The organism is Bradyrhizobium sp. CIR48 (assembly GCF_014198315.1).
Taxonomy (GTDB): Bacteria; Pseudomonadota; Alphaproteobacteria; order Rhizobiales; family Xanthobacteraceae; genus Bradyrhizobium.
Genome location: NZ_JACIHG010000002.1, coordinates 218,363 through 233,346, shown reverse-complemented (window position 1 = coordinate 233,346; position 14,984 = coordinate 218,363). Strand labels below are relative to the sequence as shown.

General features: G+C 64.9%; 13 protein-coding genes. 2 read left to right on the top strand and 11 right to left on the bottom strand.

Features of this window, described 5'->3' with window-relative positions; all coding sequences use genetic code 11:
- Nucleotides 1-11: 11 nt before the first annotated feature.
- The 6 genes from GGD66_RS07470 to GGD66_RS07445 are packed head-to-tail and all read right to left on the bottom strand — an operon-like array spanning nucleotide 12 to nucleotide 6,379.
- Nucleotides 12-773, bottom strand: a complete 762-nt coding sequence (locus GGD66_RS07470) for an SDR family NAD(P)-dependent oxidoreductase (protein ID WP_183257260.1) — start codon at nucleotides 771-773, stop codon at nucleotides 12-14.
- Nucleotides 770-1,618: a sugar phosphate isomerase/epimerase family protein gene (locus GGD66_RS07465; RefSeq protein ID WP_312014097.1), complete on the bottom strand. Its 849-nt coding sequence runs from the start codon at nucleotides 1,616-1,618 to the stop codon at nucleotides 770-772. Before GGD66_RS07465 ends, GGD66_RS07470 begins: the two co-directional genes overlap by 4 nt.
- On the bottom strand, nucleotides 1,615-2,379 hold the full coding sequence (locus GGD66_RS07460) for an SDR family oxidoreductase (RefSeq protein WP_183257259.1): 765 nt from the start codon (nucleotides 2,377-2,379) through the stop codon (nucleotides 1,615-1,617). The genes GGD66_RS07465 and GGD66_RS07460 overlap by 4 nt, the downstream gene beginning before the upstream one ends.
- Nucleotides 2,372-3,061 carry an acylneuraminate cytidylyltransferase family protein gene (locus tag GGD66_RS07455; RefSeq protein ID WP_183257258.1) on the bottom strand — a complete coding sequence of 230 codons (690 nt, stop codon included), beginning with the start codon at nucleotides 3,059-3,061 and terminating at the stop codon, nucleotides 2,372-2,374. Before GGD66_RS07455 ends, GGD66_RS07460 begins: the two co-directional genes overlap by 8 nt.
- The gene (locus GGD66_RS07450) at nucleotides 3,061-4,980 is read right to left on the bottom strand and encodes an N-acetylneuraminate synthase family protein (RefSeq protein WP_246788785.1); all 1,920 of its coding nucleotides are present in this window, start codon (nucleotides 4,978-4,980) and stop codon (nucleotides 3,061-3,063) included. The genes GGD66_RS07455 and GGD66_RS07450 overlap by 1 nt, the downstream gene beginning before the upstream one ends.
- A gap of 22 nt (nucleotides 4,981-5,002) precedes the next feature.
- On the bottom strand, nucleotides 5,003-6,379 hold the full coding sequence (locus GGD66_RS07445; RefSeq protein ID WP_183257256.1) for a CBS domain-containing protein: 1,377 nt from the start codon (nucleotides 6,377-6,379) through the stop codon (nucleotides 5,003-5,005).
- Nucleotides 6,380-6,576: 197 nt separating this feature from the next.
- Between GGD66_RS07445 and GGD66_RS07440 the strand changes: the two genes are divergently transcribed.
- Nucleotides 6,577-8,214, top strand: a complete 1,638-nt coding sequence (locus GGD66_RS07440) for a carbamoyltransferase C-terminal domain-containing protein (protein ID WP_183257255.1) — start codon at nucleotides 6,577-6,579, stop codon at nucleotides 8,212-8,214.
- A gap of 2 nt (nucleotides 8,215-8,216) precedes the next feature.
- Here GGD66_RS07440 and GGD66_RS07435 read toward each other — a convergent pair whose 3' ends face one another.
- A complete protein-coding gene (locus tag GGD66_RS07435) occupies nucleotides 8,217-9,440 on the bottom strand; it encodes a phenylacetate--CoA ligase family protein (RefSeq protein ID WP_183257254.1) in 1,224 nt (407 codons plus the stop codon).
- An 86-nt stretch (nucleotides 9,441-9,526) separates the two neighbouring features.
- On the opposite strand from GGD66_RS07435, the gene GGD66_RS07430 reads away from it, so the two are divergent.
- Nucleotides 9,527-10,681 (top strand): AGE family epimerase/isomerase, encoded by a 1,155-nt coding sequence (locus GGD66_RS07430; RefSeq protein WP_183257253.1) that lies wholly within the window; start codon nucleotides 9,527-9,529, stop codon nucleotides 10,679-10,681.
- A gap of 4 nt (nucleotides 10,682-10,685) precedes the next feature.
- On the opposite strand, the gene GGD66_RS07425 is transcribed toward GGD66_RS07430, so the two are convergent.
- From GGD66_RS07425 to GGD66_RS07410, 4 genes are all read right to left on the bottom strand, one after another.
- The gene (locus GGD66_RS07425) at nucleotides 10,686-11,525 is read right to left on the bottom strand and encodes an ABC transporter ATP-binding protein (RefSeq protein WP_018317431.1); all 840 of its coding nucleotides are present in this window, start codon (nucleotides 11,523-11,525) and stop codon (nucleotides 10,686-10,688) included.
- A 143-nt stretch (nucleotides 11,526-11,668) separates the two neighbouring features.
- Nucleotides 11,669-12,952 carry an ABC transporter substrate-binding protein gene (locus tag GGD66_RS07420; RefSeq protein ID WP_018317430.1) on the bottom strand — a complete coding sequence of 428 codons (1,284 nt, stop codon included), beginning with the start codon at nucleotides 12,950-12,952 and terminating at the stop codon, nucleotides 11,669-11,671.
- Between the two features lie 44 nt (nucleotides 12,953-12,996).
- Nucleotides 12,997-14,070 (bottom strand): branched-chain amino acid ABC transporter permease, encoded by a 1,074-nt coding sequence (locus GGD66_RS07415; RefSeq protein WP_183257252.1) that lies wholly within the window; start codon nucleotides 14,068-14,070, stop codon nucleotides 12,997-12,999.
- Between the two features lie 3 nt (nucleotides 14,071-14,073).
- The gene (locus GGD66_RS07410; protein WP_018317428.1) at nucleotides 14,074-14,967 is read right to left on the bottom strand and encodes a branched-chain amino acid ABC transporter permease; all 894 of its coding nucleotides are present in this window, start codon (nucleotides 14,965-14,967) and stop codon (nucleotides 14,074-14,076) included.
- Nucleotides 14,968-14,984: the final 17 nt, after the last annotated feature.

Here is a 14,984-nt window from a genome sequence, read left to right as displayed (position 1 = left end):
AAGGCTCCTGTTCAGCTTCTGAGCTGGCCGCCGTCCGCCACCATCACGCTGCCCGTGATGAAGGCGGCGCGGGGCGAAGCAAGGAAGGTAACGACGTCCGCGATCTCCTCGGGCGTGCCGAGCCGGCGCAACGCCACCTCGCGCTGGAGCATCTCGTCGACCGCCTGCCTGTTTTCCGCGATCTTGCGCGCCCAGGTACCGTCCGCCGACAGGATGTTGCCGGGCGCAACCGCATTGATGCGGATGCCTTCCAGCGCCAGCGGTCGTGCGAGACCACGCACTGTGGCGTTCAAGGCCGCCTTCGCACCGTAATAGGTCACGGGCGCGCCAAGCGCCGCCATGCCGGCGATCGAGGAGATGCAGACGATGGCCCGGTCGCCGCTGCCGCGCGCCATCAGCGGCCGAGCGGCCTCGATCATGTTGGTCGCGGCGAACAGATTGAGGTCCATCACCCGCGACCATTCCGCTGCGGTTTCCCTGCCCGGCGGCACAGAGGCGCCGCTGCCGACATTGCAGACGAGGACGTCGAGCCGGCCCCAATGCTTCTCGACGCTCTCGACCAGTGCCTTCGCAGCAGCGGGGTCAGTGACGTCGGCGACGTGGGCAGACGAGATGCCTCCAACGGTTGTGCGCGCGGCGTTGAGCGTCTCGGTACCGCGCGCGGCGAGCGCTACTTTTGCTCCCTCTGCCGCGAGCGTCGTCGCGATCGCAAGCCCGATCCCGCGGCTTGCACCGGTGACGAGCGCGACACGATCGTTCAGCTCGAGCTTCATCGCGCGGCGTCCTCGATCCAGCGAACCGTCATATCGCGATATTTCGCCAGCGCGCCGGCATGGTCGCCGTCGGTGGCGCGTGCGGTCTGCAGGATGTATTGGCCCTTGTAGCCGGAGCGCTCGATCAGCCGGATCGTCCTGGCGAGGTCCGCGTTGCCGGTGCCGAGCGCCACGGTGGTGCCGCCGCGAATGCGGTCCTTTACGTGCACGTTGAGAATGCGCGGCGCGTAGGCGGCGATCTCCTCGTCGCTGTCATAGCCGAGCGAGGCGCTGTTGCCGCTGTCATAGTTGATGCCGAAAACGTTGGCCGGAAACGCATCCATGAACCGGGCGAGATCGCGCGGCGGTAGATCGGATTCGAAGACGATCTTGACGTTCCGCTTTGCGAGCTGCTCGGAGCGTGCGAGCAGCACGCGCTTCAACGTATCGCTCTCGCTCTCGCGCTCGATCTTGCCGTTGTCGACCAGCGGGATCACGACGAACTCGATGCCGATGCGGCTGCAGGCGGCGATCAGGAGATCGAGGTCGGCGACGAGTGCGTCGCGCACGACGGCATCGACCTTCCAGAAAGGCGCCTGCATGAAGCAGTCGCCCGTCAGGCTCGGGATGCGCACACCGTTCTCGCGCGACAGCGCGAGAATCTCCTGCTGCCCCGGCTCGGTCGTCAGCGGGTTCTCGCGCAGCCGTTCCTGATCGATGGTCCATTCCATCCGCGTCAGGCCGAGCTCCTTCGCGCGTGGAAACTCGTCCCGCCACTCGTCCCAGGGGAACGCCTGGATCTTGCCGTCGACCAGAGCCGACAGCCGTCCCTGCATGAAGCCGATGCGTTCGAGCGTTGTGGTCACGATTTGCTATCCGAACTGATGGCGAGGCCCTTGGCGATCCAGCCGCCGTCGACGAAGATCTCCTGACCGGTCACATAGGCGGAGGCTTCCGATGCCAGGAAAACGGCGGCGCCCACCATGTCGACGGGCTGTCCCCAGCGGCCTAGCATGGTGTGGCGGCGTCTCTCTTCGTGCATGACAGGATCGGCAAAGCTCTTTGCGGTCATCTCGGTCGCGACATAGCCCGGCGCAAGCGCGTTGACGCGGATGCCGTCGGGCGCGTAGTCGGCGGCGAGCGCGCGCGTCAGCCCGGCAAGGCCCGCCTTCGCCGCCACGTAGCCTGGATTGCCGGGAAAACCGCGGATCGAATTGATGCTGGTGACGTTAACGATCGCAGCCGAGCCCGCCTTCTTCAGGAGCGGGTAGGCGGCAAGAACGGTGGCGTAGACGTCGGTGAGGTCGGTCGCGACCGTGGCGCGGAAGCGCGCCAGCTCGCTCTCGGCCCCCTGCGGAGGAAGGCTGATGCCGGCGGCGTTGACCAGGGCGTCGATGCGGCCGCCCTGCGCCGTTATCGTGCGGAACGCGCTTTCGATTGCCTTGTCGTCGGAGAGATCGCAGGCAATCGCGGTCACACCTTGCGGCGCGGTCCCGGAACGGCTGAGGCCGTACACCGTAGCGCCGGCATCCTGCAGGCCGGTCGCGATGGCCGCGCCAATGCCGCGCGAGGCGCCGGTCACCACCGCGATCTTGTCCTTGAGCGAGAAGGCGCTGAGATCAGGCATAGCCGTAACTGCGCATGATGGCGGCACAAAGCTTGACGTCCTCGGGACGGTCGATCTGGAACATCTTGTGACGTTCCATCACGTGAAAGCCGATCTTGCCGCCGAGACGGTTATTCTCCTCGCGCAGGAGGGAGGGGATCAGGACGTAGAACGAGCCGTTCTCCAGATAACGCTTCTCGATCTGCTGCCGCATGCGGCGGTTGCGATAGTCGTAGTTGATCGGCTCCGGTCCGTTCGCGCCGATATGCCAGTTGAAATAATCCTCGACCTCACAAACCGACAGCAGGCTGTCGAGGTGGTCGCGATCGAAGGTCGCAAGCGCGTTCTCGATGTCCCCGGGTTCGCGGATCGGGGAGGTCGCCTGGAGCGCGACGATCCGCTCGAACCGTCCCATCCGCGCGTCGGTCGCATCGAGCGCATGCAGCCAGGCGGATTCGGAGGAGGCGAGGTCGCCGGAAATGTCGTCGGGGCGCAGCACGCCGACCGCGCCGGCGGCTTCAGCCGCGGAGAGAATTTGATCGCTGTCGGACGAGACCGCCACCACGTCGACGCCGCGCGCGGCGCGCGCCTGTTCGACCGTCCAGGCGATCAGCGGCTTGCCGCAGAGATCGAGCAGGTTCTTGTGCGGGATGCCCTTCGAGCCGCCGCGCGCGGCGATCACGGCCAGCGTCTTGCGCGCCATCAGATGTGTCCCTCGAGACGCTCGAGCGCGGTCCAGAAGCCTTCGCCCATGTTCTTGTGGCCTTGCCAAATTTCCGGAATGAAGGAAGCTCCCGGCGCGTGCTTGCGCAGCACCTGCCCGATGTCGCCGAAATCGATCTCGCCTTCGCCGATCTGCAGGCCTTCGCCATCGAGCCCCTTGGCGTCGCCGAAATGCAGATGCGCGGTGTGCGGCCCGAGCTGTGCGAGGCCTTGCGCGAAGTCGAAACCGAAATGATTGGCCGCGAGCTTGGTGTGCGAGATGTCGACGCACATGCGCAGATCATGCTTGGCGCAGAACGCGGCGGACTCGTCCGGGAAGATGAAGATGTTCTGGTGGCGCTGGCCGCCGAAATGCCAGGGGAACGGCGCCATGGTTTGCGGCGTCAGCTCGACACCGTCCATGTCGAGCTCGGTCAAGCTCTGCGCAAAGATGCGGTAGCGCTCGGCCTTCTCCTCGGGAGGCAGCGGCTCGTCCATGGTGAAGCCGCCGATATTGGCGACGATGGGCGGGCGCTTGGTCTTGGGAAAGTACTTCTTGAGGCCGCGGGTAATGTCGATCACCGCCTGGGTCTGCTCCAGCGAATAGCGCCGCAGCGCCTCGTCAGGCGTTGCCAGGTCCATCAGCTTGGAGCCGGCAAACAGCTCCGGCGCATGCACGACGAAGCCGAGATCATAGGTGCCGGACAGATACGCCGCGGGATCGCGCTCCATGTCGCTGTAGCTGAGATGGAATTCGATGATGTCGGGCTGACAGATCTCCAGGAAGCGCTCGGTGTCATGATAGCGCACCGGCACGCCCCAGGGGCGGTCGAAGCGGTACCGCCGTGCTTTTGCGGCGCCTTCGTCGAGGTCGCTCTGGAAGAAATAGTCGTCGGCCGCCATCGTCCGCGTCAGCTTGCGGCCGAGCAGCGCCGGCATCTTCAGCGGCGACAGGCCCTGTCCCGGGCTTTTCACCGCGATGTCGGCTTCGGAGATCACGGTGCCGGCCGAAAGGTCGCGCGCGGCCACCAGGCTCTTGGCGAGGTTTTCGCGGTTGATCAGCTCGCCCTGGCTCAGCGCGCGCTCGGCCCGTTTCTCGCCGCGCGCCGCCTCCACCTCGCGGATGCCCGAGACCAGCGACTTGAATTCCTCCGGCTCCAGGCTCGCGGCATGGTCCGGACCTTCCATTTCCCGGTCAAGGGTGATGTGACGTTCGATAACGACGGCGCCGAGCGCCACCGCGGCGGTCGAGACGGCAATGCCGCGCTCGTGGCCTGAATAGCCGACCACCGGATGGATCTCGCGCAAAGTTTCCATGAAACGCAGATGGATGTTGTGGAGCGCGGCCGGATAGGTGCTCTGGCAATGCAGCAGCACGTAGCCGGCGTTGCGCTCGTCGAGGAATTTCGCCGCGGCCTTGATCTCGTCCGAGGTGCTCATGCCGGTCGAGACGATCAGCGCCTTGCCGGTGGCGGCGAGGCGCGCGAGCAGCGGCAAATTGGTGAGGTCGGCCGAGGCAACCTTGTAGGCCTGCACGCCGAAACCTTCGAGCACGGCGACGCTGCTCGCGTCCCAGGGCGTGCAGAGATACTGGATGCCCTTGGCCGCGCAATATTCGGCGATCTTCTTCTGCTGCGCCGTCGGAAGCTCGAAGCGGCGCAACAGATCGAGCGTGTATTCGACCGCGAGGTCGTCGTCCTTTCCGGACAGGCTCGACGCACGATAGACCTCGTCGAGCTTGCGCATCTGGAATTTGGCACAATCGGCACCGGCCGCCACCGCGGCATCGACCAGCGCAATGGCGCGGTTGAAGTCGCCATTATGGTTGTTGCCGATCTCGGCAATGACGTAGCAGGGCTCGCCATCGCCCAGAAGACGGTTGCCGATGCGGACCGGAGCAGGCTGTTTGGGCGATGTCATCAACATTCTCGTCTCATATGCGTCAGGCGAAGCGCGCGGGAAAGCGTGACTTCCACGTCCGCAGCCCGTTCTCTTCGAACATGATGCGCGAACAGCTATGCCCCTGTTGCTCCAGCGCGGCGATGAGCTGGTAGCGCTCGAACGGACGTACGAAGAACATGAAGTAACCGCCGCCGCCGGCGCCCAGCAGCTTGCCGCCGACCGCACCGTGCCGCTTGGCGAAATCGTAGATCGCATCGATCGCGTCCGACGAGATCTTCGAGCTGAGCTTCCGCTTGGCGTGCCAGGCCTCGTCGATCAGCCGGCCGCATTCCAGGAGCTGGCCACGCAGGAGATGCCGCCGGATGTGGCGCGTCACTTCCTTCTGCTTGGCGGCCGCGGCGACGGCGTCGCTGGTCTCGTGCTGTGCCTTCTGGTCGCGGTGGATGGCGCCGGAATCGCGGCCCGAGCCGGTGTAGCAGAGCACCAGGCTCTCCTCGAGCTCGGCGATGATGTTGGGGTCGAGACGCAACGGCACGATGGTGTTCTGGTCGGAGAAGAACTCCATGTGATTGAAGCCGCCGAACACGGTGGCGTACTGGTCCTGCCAGCCGCCGGGGATGTTGAGCATCAGCCGCTCGGCCTGGAACGCCATCTCCGCGATCTCATGACGGTCCCACTGGTCGCCGCGGAATTCGTTGAAGCAGCCGATGATGGCGGATGTGACCACGGCCGAGCCGCCGAGGCCTGAGCCGACCGGGAAGTCGGCGGAGACTTCGAGCTCGAACCCGTAAGTCGGCTTGATCAGGCGCACGACGGACTTGATCAGTGCAAGATTCCCGTCCGTTCCGAGCTCCGCAAGATTGTCGGCCTCGATCGTACTGCGGAAATCGTGCGAATAGATCCGGATGCTGGAATCGCTCCGGCGCCGCAGCGTCGCGTGAGCGTACATCTTGATCGTGGCGTTGATGACCGCGCCGCCGTCATTCTCGACGAAATAGTGCGTCAGGTCGGTGCCGCCGCCGGAGAAGCTGATCCGCACCGGCGAGCGGGCGCGCGCGAACACCTCGCTCTCCTCGGACAGGTTGAACAGCTCGCGGCTGAACACGTCGACGAGCCGGCCTTCGCCATCGAGGATCGGCACCACGTGCACGCGCTGATCGAGCAATTTGAGGATCTGCTCGCGCGGACCGCCGGCCCTCGCCGAGACGAAGTTGCGATTGATGCAGGTCGCAACCCGGTCCTGGATCGTGGTGCCGGTCAGCATGCGCCTGCGGATGTCGCCGTCGGTCACGGCGCCGACGATTCGTCCGCTCGCGTCCTGTGCGAACAGAATACCGAGCATGTTCGCATTCAGGCGCCGGAAGGCTTCCTCAATGGTCTCGGTCTCGGCGATGGTGACGAGGGTTCGTTCAAGCACGTTTCGGGGTCCAGGAAGGGCCAATTCCAGGCCATATCGCAGCAGGGTTGGTAATACGGGAGCGGCAGGGGCGATGCAAGGTTCCTGCGCCCGGCGGCATCGGGCCAAAATGGCCGGCGTCAAGCGCTTCGGTCGGGCCGGGGCCGATTTACATTGGCCGCGGTTTCTATAGAAGGCTCCCGAGGGGTCCACGCGACATGTATGTGATCGGAATCAGCTCGGGGATCAAGCACGGGCATCACGACGGTGCGGCGGTCTTGCTGCGTGACGGGGAGCTGATCGCTGCTGCCGAGGAGGAGCGCTTCACGCTGGCCAAACATGCGCGCGGCGAGCTGCCGCGCGGGGCGATCGGCTTCTGCCTGAAGCAGGCCGGCATCACCATGCGCGACGTGGACTGGATCTGCTCGCCGCTGAAGACCTACACCAACTACACGCAGCGTCTCACCGAATATTTCAAGTATCAGTTCGGCCACAGCCCGAAGATCGAGCTCTACGACCATCACCTCTGTCATGCCGCGAGCTCGTTCTACGGCTCCGGTTTCTCGGAGGCGACCGTGGCCTGCTTCGACTTCTCGGGCGATTCCAGCTCCGGCCTCGTCGCCCATGCGCGCGGCAACGACTTCCGCGTGCTGACGCGGTTCGGCCGCAACAACAGTCTCGGGCTCTATTACGGGATGCTGACGCAGTATCTCGGTTATCAGATGACCAATGACGAGTACAAGGTCATGGGCCTGTCGTCCTATGGCAGCCCGGACTATCTTGACAAGTTCGCCAAGCTGTTGCGTCCGAACGGCATCAATTACGAGCTCGATCCCGAGCTCGACAAGCGCAGGCGCGACGCCGAGATCTTCACCAGCGATTTCTCGACACGGCAGGAGCGCATCTTCACCGAGAAGATGGAGGAGATTTTGGGGCCGCGACGGCTGCGCGGTCAGCCGCTCGATCAGCGGTTGACCAACATCGCGGCAAGCGGCCAGAAGCAGCTCGAGATCGTCACCACCGAGGTGATCCGCACGGCGATTGCCGAGACCGGCTGCGGTGATGTCTGCATCGCCGGCGGCGTCGGGCTGAACTGCAAGATGAACATGGAGATCGCGGCCGAGCCGTCCGTCAAGCGTCTCTACGTTCCGCCGGTGCCGCATGACGCGGGCGTGGCGCTTGGCGCCGCGATGATGAAATGCGCCGAGGCAGGCCACGCCATCGCGCCGCTGACCCACGCCTATTGGGGACCGGAATACTCCAACGACACGATCCGGGAGATGCTGGACAAGATCGGCGCGCGGTTCGAGCTGCTCGACGATCCCGTGTCGCGCTGCGTCACCGATTTGACCGAGCAGAAGACGGTAGGCTGGTTCCAGGGGCGGATGGAGTACGGTCCCCGCGCGCTCGGCAACCGCTCGATCCTGGCCGATCCCAGGCATGCGGGCATGAAGGACCGCATCAACCTCACGATCAAGTATCGCGAGGAATTCCGCCCGTTCTGTCCGTCAGTGCTGTACGAACGCCAGGCCGAGTATTTCGAGGACACGTTCGATGCGCCCTTCATGGTGGTGACGTTCCCCGTCAACGAGAAGGTCGCCGAGACCATGCCGGCGGTGGTCCACGTCGACAACACCGCACGCATCCAGAGCGTCCATGCGGACAGCAACCCGCTCTACAGCCGCCTGATCGGCGAATTCGCGAAAGCGACCTCTCTGCCGGTTTTGATCAACACCAGCCTCAACATCAACGAGCAGCCGACGGTGAACGCACCGCTGGAGGCGCTGCACACCTATTTCTGCTCGGGGCTGGACGTCTTGTTTCTCGGTAACTATCGGCTCTCGAAGTCGAGCTGAGACTAGCGCTCGTCCGCGATCACCTTGCCGTCGTTCGGCAGCGCGCCGGGACTGACGAACTCGACGCTTCCGCCGAGTTTCGTCACGGCGCGCAAGCTGGTCGCAATCTCCTCGCGCAGGGCGTCACTCGTGGCCGCCGTTTCCGCTTTCAGCGTCATCGCGTCGGTCTCGCCCTGCCGTGTGACGACGAGGCGCAGTCTTCCGAGCGCAGAATGACGCTTGCCGATCTCGGCGATCTGCTCGGGGCGGATGAACATGCCCTTGACCTTGGTGGTTTGGTCGGCGCGGCCCATCCAACCCTTGATGCGTATGTTGGTGCGGCCGCACTTGCTTGGGCCCGGCAGCGCTGCGGTGAGGTCGCCGAGGGCGAGCCGGATCCAGGGATGGTGCGGATCGAGCGACGTCACCACGATCTCGCCGACGTCGCCCGGCGTCACGGGATCGCCCGTGCCGGGCTTGACGATCTCCAGGATCAGGTCTTCGTTCACGACCATGCCCTCGCGCGCCTCGGTCTCGAACGCAATGAGGCCGAGATCAGCGGTGCCGAAGGCCTGGTAGGCATCGATGCCACGCGCCTTGATCTCCGACTGCAGTGAGGGCGGGAACGCCGCCCCCGAGACCAGTGCGCGCTTGATCGAGGAGACGTCGCGTCCCGCGCTCGCTGCGGCATCGAGCAATATCTTCAGGAAGTCCGGCGTGCCGCTGTAGCCGACCGGGCGGTAGGCCTCGATCAGCTCGAATTGCTGCTCGGTGTTGCCAGGTCCTGCCGGGATCACGGCGCAGCCGAGCGCCCGCGCTGAGGCATCGAATATGAAGCCGCCGGGGGTGAGATGGTAGCTGAAGGTGTTGAGGACGATGTCATCGGGGCGGAACCCGGCCGCGAACAACGCCCTTGCGCCGCGCCAGGGATCGGCCTGCCGTCCCTCCGGTTCGAAAATGGGCCCTGGCGAGGTGAAGAGGCGGGCAAACGACCCCGGCGCCGCCGCCACGAAGCCTCCGAAGGGCGCGGAGGCCTTGTGCAGGGCGGGTAGTTCCGACTTGCGCAACACCGGAAGGCCCGCCAGCGCCTCCCGGGAGGTCACTGTGGCGGGATCGAGGCCTCTCAGCCGCTCGGCATAGGCCGGAGCGGCCATTGCGGCTCGCAGCACCTCTGGCAGGCGGGAGAACAGATCGGCCTCGCGAGCGGCTTGTTCACGCGTCTCGCGGGCATCGTAGTGGGCGGTCATGGCTCTTCTTTCCGTGTTGGCATCCGTTGCGCGCCGCCGCTGGCGTGGGTATCAGACGGCGATTGGCGAGGCCGAGAGAGGACGCGATGGCGGACGAAGGAATCATTGCGGCGGAGGAGGCGACGGACGTCGTCGCGCGCCTGAAGCGCCGTATGATCGAGGAGGCGCTGCCGCTGTGGTCGACCGTCGGCTGGGATCCTGCTGCAGGCGGTTTCATCGACCGGCTGCACCGCGACGGAACTGCGGATGCGGCCGCGCCGCGGCGCGTGTTCGTGCAGGCCCGCCAGATCTATTGCTACGCCAAGGCCGCGCAAATGGGCTGGTACCCTGAGGGCCGCGCCATCGCGCTGAAGGGGCTGGAGCATCTGCTCGGCAACGCCAAAGCGCCTGACGGCCGGCCGGGCTATGTGCACCGGCTGACGCCGGAAGGTGCGGTGCTGGATGGCCGGCGCGATGCCTACGATCACGCTTTCATCCTGTTTGCCCTCGCGACCGTCTACGCGCTCGACCAGGACGCGCAGGTTCGTGCCGAGATCGACGCGCTGCTCGCTTTCCTCGACGGTCATCTCCGCTCGCCGCATGGAGGCGTGCACGAGGGCCTTCCGGTCTCGCTGCCGCGCCGGCAGAACCCGCACATGCACCTGTTCGAGGCGATGATCGCGTGTTTCGACGCGACCCACGACCTGGCGTTCCAGAACCGTGCAGGCGGGTTCTTTGCGCTGTTCCTGGCCAATCTCTACGACAAGCAGAAGCGCATCCTGACCGAGTATTTCGAGGAAGACTGGTCGAAGATCGAGCCGGTCAGCGTCGAGCCGGGCCACCAGGCGGAATGGGTATGGCTGCTGAAGGGGTTCGAGCGCATCACGGGATGCCCGACCGGTCAGCGCCGTGCCGAGTTGCTTGCGACCTCGATGCGCTATCGCGACGAGGTCACGGGCTGCCTGGTCGACGAAGGCGACGACATCGGCAATATCCGCCGCAGCACGCGCCGGCTGTGGCCGCAGACCGAGATCGCGAAGGCGTGGATCGCGCAGGCCGAATCCGGCGAGGCGGGTGCGGCGGACGAGGCGCGCGCGGCGCTGGTGCGGCTCGAACGGCATTATCTCAGCCATCCCGTGAGGGGCGGCTGGTACGACCAGTTCGATCGCGACGGCAAATCGCTGATCGACACCATTCCTGCGTCGTCGTTCTATCATGTTCTCTGCGCGGTCACGGAAGCGGAGCAGGTGCTCGAACCCTAAGAGTTCAGAGCCAGCGCTTGCGCCGCTTGAAGCTCTTGAGGTTCTTGAAGCTCTTGCGCTGGTCGCCGGCCCCGCCGAGGTAGAATTCCTTGACGTCCTCGTTGTCGCGCAATTCGTCCGCGGTGCCGTCGAGCACGACCTTGCCCTGCTCCATGATGTAGCCGTGGCTCGCCACCGACAGCGCGGCGCGTGCGTTCTGCTCGACCAGGAGGATGGTGACGCCGAGATCGCGGTTGATCTTCTGGATGATGGAGAACACCTCTTTCACCAGCAGCGGCGACAGGCCCATCGACGGCTCGTCCATCAGGATCATCTTCGGGCGCGCCATCAGCGCGCGGCCGATCGCGAGCATCTGCTGCTCGCCGCCGGAGAGATAGCCGGCAAGGCCGGTGCGTTCCTTCAGGCGCGGGAAATAGTTGAACACCATGTCGAGATCGGCATCGACCTCGCGGTCCCTGCGGGTGAAGGCGCCGAGCTTGAGGTTCTCCAGCGAGGTCATGTCGGCGACGATGCGCCGGCCCTCCATCACCTGGAAGATGCCGCGGCGGACGATCTTGTCGGGGTCGATGCCGTTGATCCGTTCGTTCTCGAACACGATTTCGCCGCGTGTGACCTCGCCGTCCTCGGTCTTGAGCAGCCCCGAGATCGCCTTCAGCGTCGTCGATTTGCCGGCGCCGTTGGCGCCCAGCAGCGCCACGATCGCGCCCTTGGGTACGTCGAGGCTGAGGCCGCGCAGCACCAGGATGACGTCGTCATAGACGACCTCGATGTTGCGCACGGCGAGGAGGGCGGCGGCGGGCACTGCTGTGGGAGTGGTGCGAGTGGCTTCTGCGATCTGACTCATGCTTCAAAACTCCGCTGTCGTCGCCCGGCTTGACCGGGCGACCCAGTATTCCAGAGACGCCTGACGTTCCCCGAGAGGCCGCGGCGTACTGGGTCCCCCGCCTTCGCGGGGGATGACAGTTGTGTGTAGGGAAACAGCGTGCCTCACCAGCCCAGCAATTCCGGCTTGCGCGGCAGCTCGACGGTCTTGACCTTCTCGAGCTTGATCGTGCCCTTGGCCATGAGGTCGTTGAGGTCGCCGTCGGTCGCGCCCGAGACCTTGGTGCGATAGAGATCGACCTTCAGCGTGCCGCGATGGTCCTTGTCGGTCCAGGTCGAGGGATTGCAGACGCCTTCCATGCCGGCCGGCACCCAATCCTTCTTCTGGTAGAAGCCCTTGGCGACGTTGTCTCCGGTGGCGCCGCCGTTCTTGGCAGCCCAGTCGATCGCTTCCTTCATGTACAGCGCCGAGCAGACCGCCGCGACGTAGTGCACGGGACGGTAGACCTTGCCGCTGGCGTCGGACATCTTCGAGATCTCCATCAGCGTCTTCATGCCGGGCGCATCGCCGCCCCAGCTCACCGCGGTGCGCAAGGGGAAGATCACGCCGTTGGCGGCGTCTCCGGCCGTCTTGGCGGCGTTCTCGTCCATGCCCCAGACATTGCCCATGAACTGGATCTCGACGCCGGCAGTCTTGCAGGCCTTCATCACCGAGATGTTGGAGGCGGCGGTGTTGCCGAGATAGGCGTAGTTGGCGCCCGAGGATTTCAGGCTCAGGCACTGGGCGCTGTAGTCGCCCGGCGCGAGCGCGAACACCAGCGGCGGCAGCACCTCGAAGCCGAGCTCCTGCGCCATCGCTTCACCGGCGGCCTTCGGCGCGTTCGGATAGGGATGGTTGGCGCCCATGTGCACGAATTTCGGCTTGCCGGACTTGCCCTTGGCCTTCCAGTCCTCGGCCGCCCACATCAGCATCGCGCGCAGCGAGTCCGAATAGCTAGGGCCATAGAAGAAATTGTAGGGCGCGGGCTTGGCCTTGCCGCTGACGCCCTCGGGGTCGGTGAGGGCGGCGGCATAGGAGCCGGACATGTCGGGAATCTTGTCCTGGGCGAGGAAGCCGGTCAGCGCCTCGGTGTCGGCGGTGCCCCAACCCATGATCGCGGCGACCTTGCTGTCCGGCGCCGACCACTTCTTGTAGAGCGCGATCGCGCGCGGCACCTGGTAGCCATAGTCGTTGGTGTCGACGTTGATCTGCTTGCCGCCGACGCCGCCGTTCTTGTTGACCCAGGCGAAGGTGTCGGCGACGGCCTGGCCATAGGGCGTGCCGACGTCGGAGGTGCCGCCGGAATAGTCGGCAAGGTGCCCGATCGCGATCTGCGCCTGTGCGCCGGCCGAGAATGCGGCGATCGCGACGGCGAGCGATGCGGTGCTCAAAAAGGATTTCATCGTCATGGGTCGGTTCCTCCTGTTTATTGTTTAAGTGAAGTTGCCCGCGCTCAATGCGAGAACGGGTAGAGTTTCCAATACGCCTTGATCTGCCGCCAGCGATGCGCGAGCCCGTCGGGTTCGAACATCAGGAAGGCGATGATGATCACCCCGATCGCAATCTCGCGCAGGAAGGTGATGTTGGTGTTGAGCGACAGCGCCTTGTCGATCGCGCCGCCCTTCAAATAATGGCTGATGAACTCCATCCCTTCGGGCAGCAGCACCACGAAGGCGGTGCCCATCAGCGTGCCCATGATCGAGCCGGTACCGCCGATGATGATCATGGCCAGGAACAGGATCGAGCGCTCGATACCGAAACCTTCCTGCGACACCACGAGCTGGTAGTGCGCATAGAGCGCGCCGGCGATGCCGGCGAAGAAGGCGGCGAGCCCGAACGACAGCGTACGGTATTTGGTGAGGTTGATGCCCATGATCTCAGCCGAGAGATAATGGTCGCGGATCGCCACCAGCGCACGGCCGTCGCGGGTGCGCATCAGGTTGGTGACGAGGATGTAGCTGAGCAGCACATAGGCCAGCACGACGTAGAAATACTGTTTGTCGCCGCGCAGTGTGTAGCCGAAGATCGAGAACGGGTTGGCGCTCGCCGGCACCGAGCCGCCGGTGAACCATTCGGCGCGGGAGAAGAAGTCGAGCAGGATATACTGCGCGGCCAGCGTCGCGATGACGAGATAGAGCCCCTTCAGCCGCGCCGCAGGGATGCCGAAGATCAGGCCGACCAGCGCGGTGACGACGCCGGCGAGCGGGATCGCGAAGAACACCGGGATCGGCGCGTTGTTGGAGATGTAAGCCGAGGTGAAAGCGCCGAGCAGGAAGAAGGCAGCATGCCCGATCGAGATCTGGCCGGTGAAGCCGACCAGGATGTTCAGCCCGAGCGCCGCGATCGAGAAGATGCCGATCTGGATCAGGATGCTGAGCCAGTATCCGCTGAAGAATTGCGGCGCGAGGCATAGCAACAGCACGCCTGCGATGGCGAAGTTGCGGCTGGTCGCGGTCGGGAAGATCGTGGTGTCGGCCGCATAAGAGGTGCGGAAATCACCAGCAGGAATGAGGGCAGGGCCGGCCATGGGTCAGATCCGCTCGATGTCGTGGGTGCCGAACAGCCCGTAGGGCTTGATCATCAGCACGATGATGAGGACGTAGAACGGCGCGATCTCGTAGAGATTGCCCCAGTGCAGGTACTCGCTGTCGACATATTGTGCGACGTTCTCGAGCAGGCCGATGATGATGCCGCCGAGCACGGCGCCGCCGACGGAGTCGAGCCCGCCGAGGATCGCCGCCGGAAATACCTTGATGCCGTAGGCGGCAAGGCCCGAGGACACGCCGTTCACGACCGCAACGACGACGCCCGCGACCGCCGAGACCGTCGCCGAGATCGCCCAGGCCATCGCGAACACGCTTTTCACGGAAATCCCGAGCGATTGCGCGACCTGCTGGTTGAACGCGGTGGCGCGCATCGCAAGGCCGTATTTGGAGGCGCGGAAGAACCAGGCCATGCCGATCATCATGGCGACGGAGACCACCAGGCTCATGACATAGACAGTCTGGATCTGTAAGCCCAGCAAGCTGACCGACTGGCTCTCGAACACGCGCGGGAACGGCTGCGGATTGACGCCGAACATCCATTTCAGCGTTGCCTGGAGCACGGTGGAGAGGCCGATCGTCACCATGATCACGGAAATGATGGGCTCGCCGATCATCGGCCGCAGGATCAGCACCTGGACCGCGATGCCGAACACGAACATGAACACGAGCGTCATCGGCATGCCGATCCAGAACGGCACCTGATATTTGGCGAGCAGAGCCCAGCACACCCAGGCGCCGACCAGCAGCAATTCACCTTGCGCGAAGTTGACGACCTGCGTCGCCTTGTAGATCAGCACGAACGACATCGCGACCACGCCATAGAGCGTGCCGACCACGAGACCGTTGACCAGGAGCTGGATGAGGAAGGCGGTGTTCATGTCGGTCGACCCAGCTC

Bases quoted from the DNA above. Each gene is read 5' to 3' on its own strand.
- GGD66_RS07470 (WP_183257260.1), bottom strand. From the start codon at position 773: ATGAAGCTCGAGCTGAACGATCGTGTCGCGCTCGTCACCGGTGCAAGC.
- GGD66_RS07415 (WP_183257252.1), bottom strand. From the start codon at position 14,070: ATGGCCGGCCCTGCCCTCATTCCTGCTGGTGATTTCCGCACCTCTTAT.
- GGD66_RS07420 (WP_018317430.1), bottom strand. From the start codon at position 12,952: ATGACGATGAAATCCTTTTTGAGCACCGCATCGCTCGCCGTCGCGATC.
- GGD66_RS07435 (WP_183257254.1), bottom strand. From the start codon at position 9,440: ATGACCGCCCACTACGATGCCCGCGAGACGCGTGAACAAGCCGCTCGC.
- GGD66_RS07440 (WP_183257255.1), top strand. From the start codon at position 6,577: ATGTATGTGATCGGAATCAGCTCGGGGATCAAGCACGGGCATCACGAC.
- GGD66_RS07455 (WP_183257258.1), bottom strand. From the start codon at position 3,061: ATGGCGCGCAAGACGCTGGCCGTGATCGCCGCGCGCGGCGGCTCGAAG.
- GGD66_RS07410 (WP_018317428.1), bottom strand. From the start codon at position 14,967: ATGAACACCGCCTTCCTCATCCAGCTCCTGGTCAACGGTCTCGTGGTC.
- GGD66_RS07460 (WP_183257259.1), bottom strand. From the start codon at position 2,379: ATGCCTGATCTCAGCGCCTTCTCGCTCAAGGACAAGATCGCGGTGGTG.
- GGD66_RS07450 (WP_246788785.1), bottom strand. From the start codon at position 4,980: ATGACATCGCCCAAACAGCCTGCTCCGGTCCGCATCGGCAACCGTCTT.
- GGD66_RS07430 (WP_183257253.1), top strand. From the start codon at position 9,527: ATGGCGGACGAAGGAATCATTGCGGCGGAGGAGGCGACGGACGTCGTC.
- GGD66_RS07425 (WP_018317431.1), bottom strand. From the start codon at position 11,525: ATGAGTCAGATCGCAGAAGCCACTCGCACCACTCCCACAGCAGTGCCC.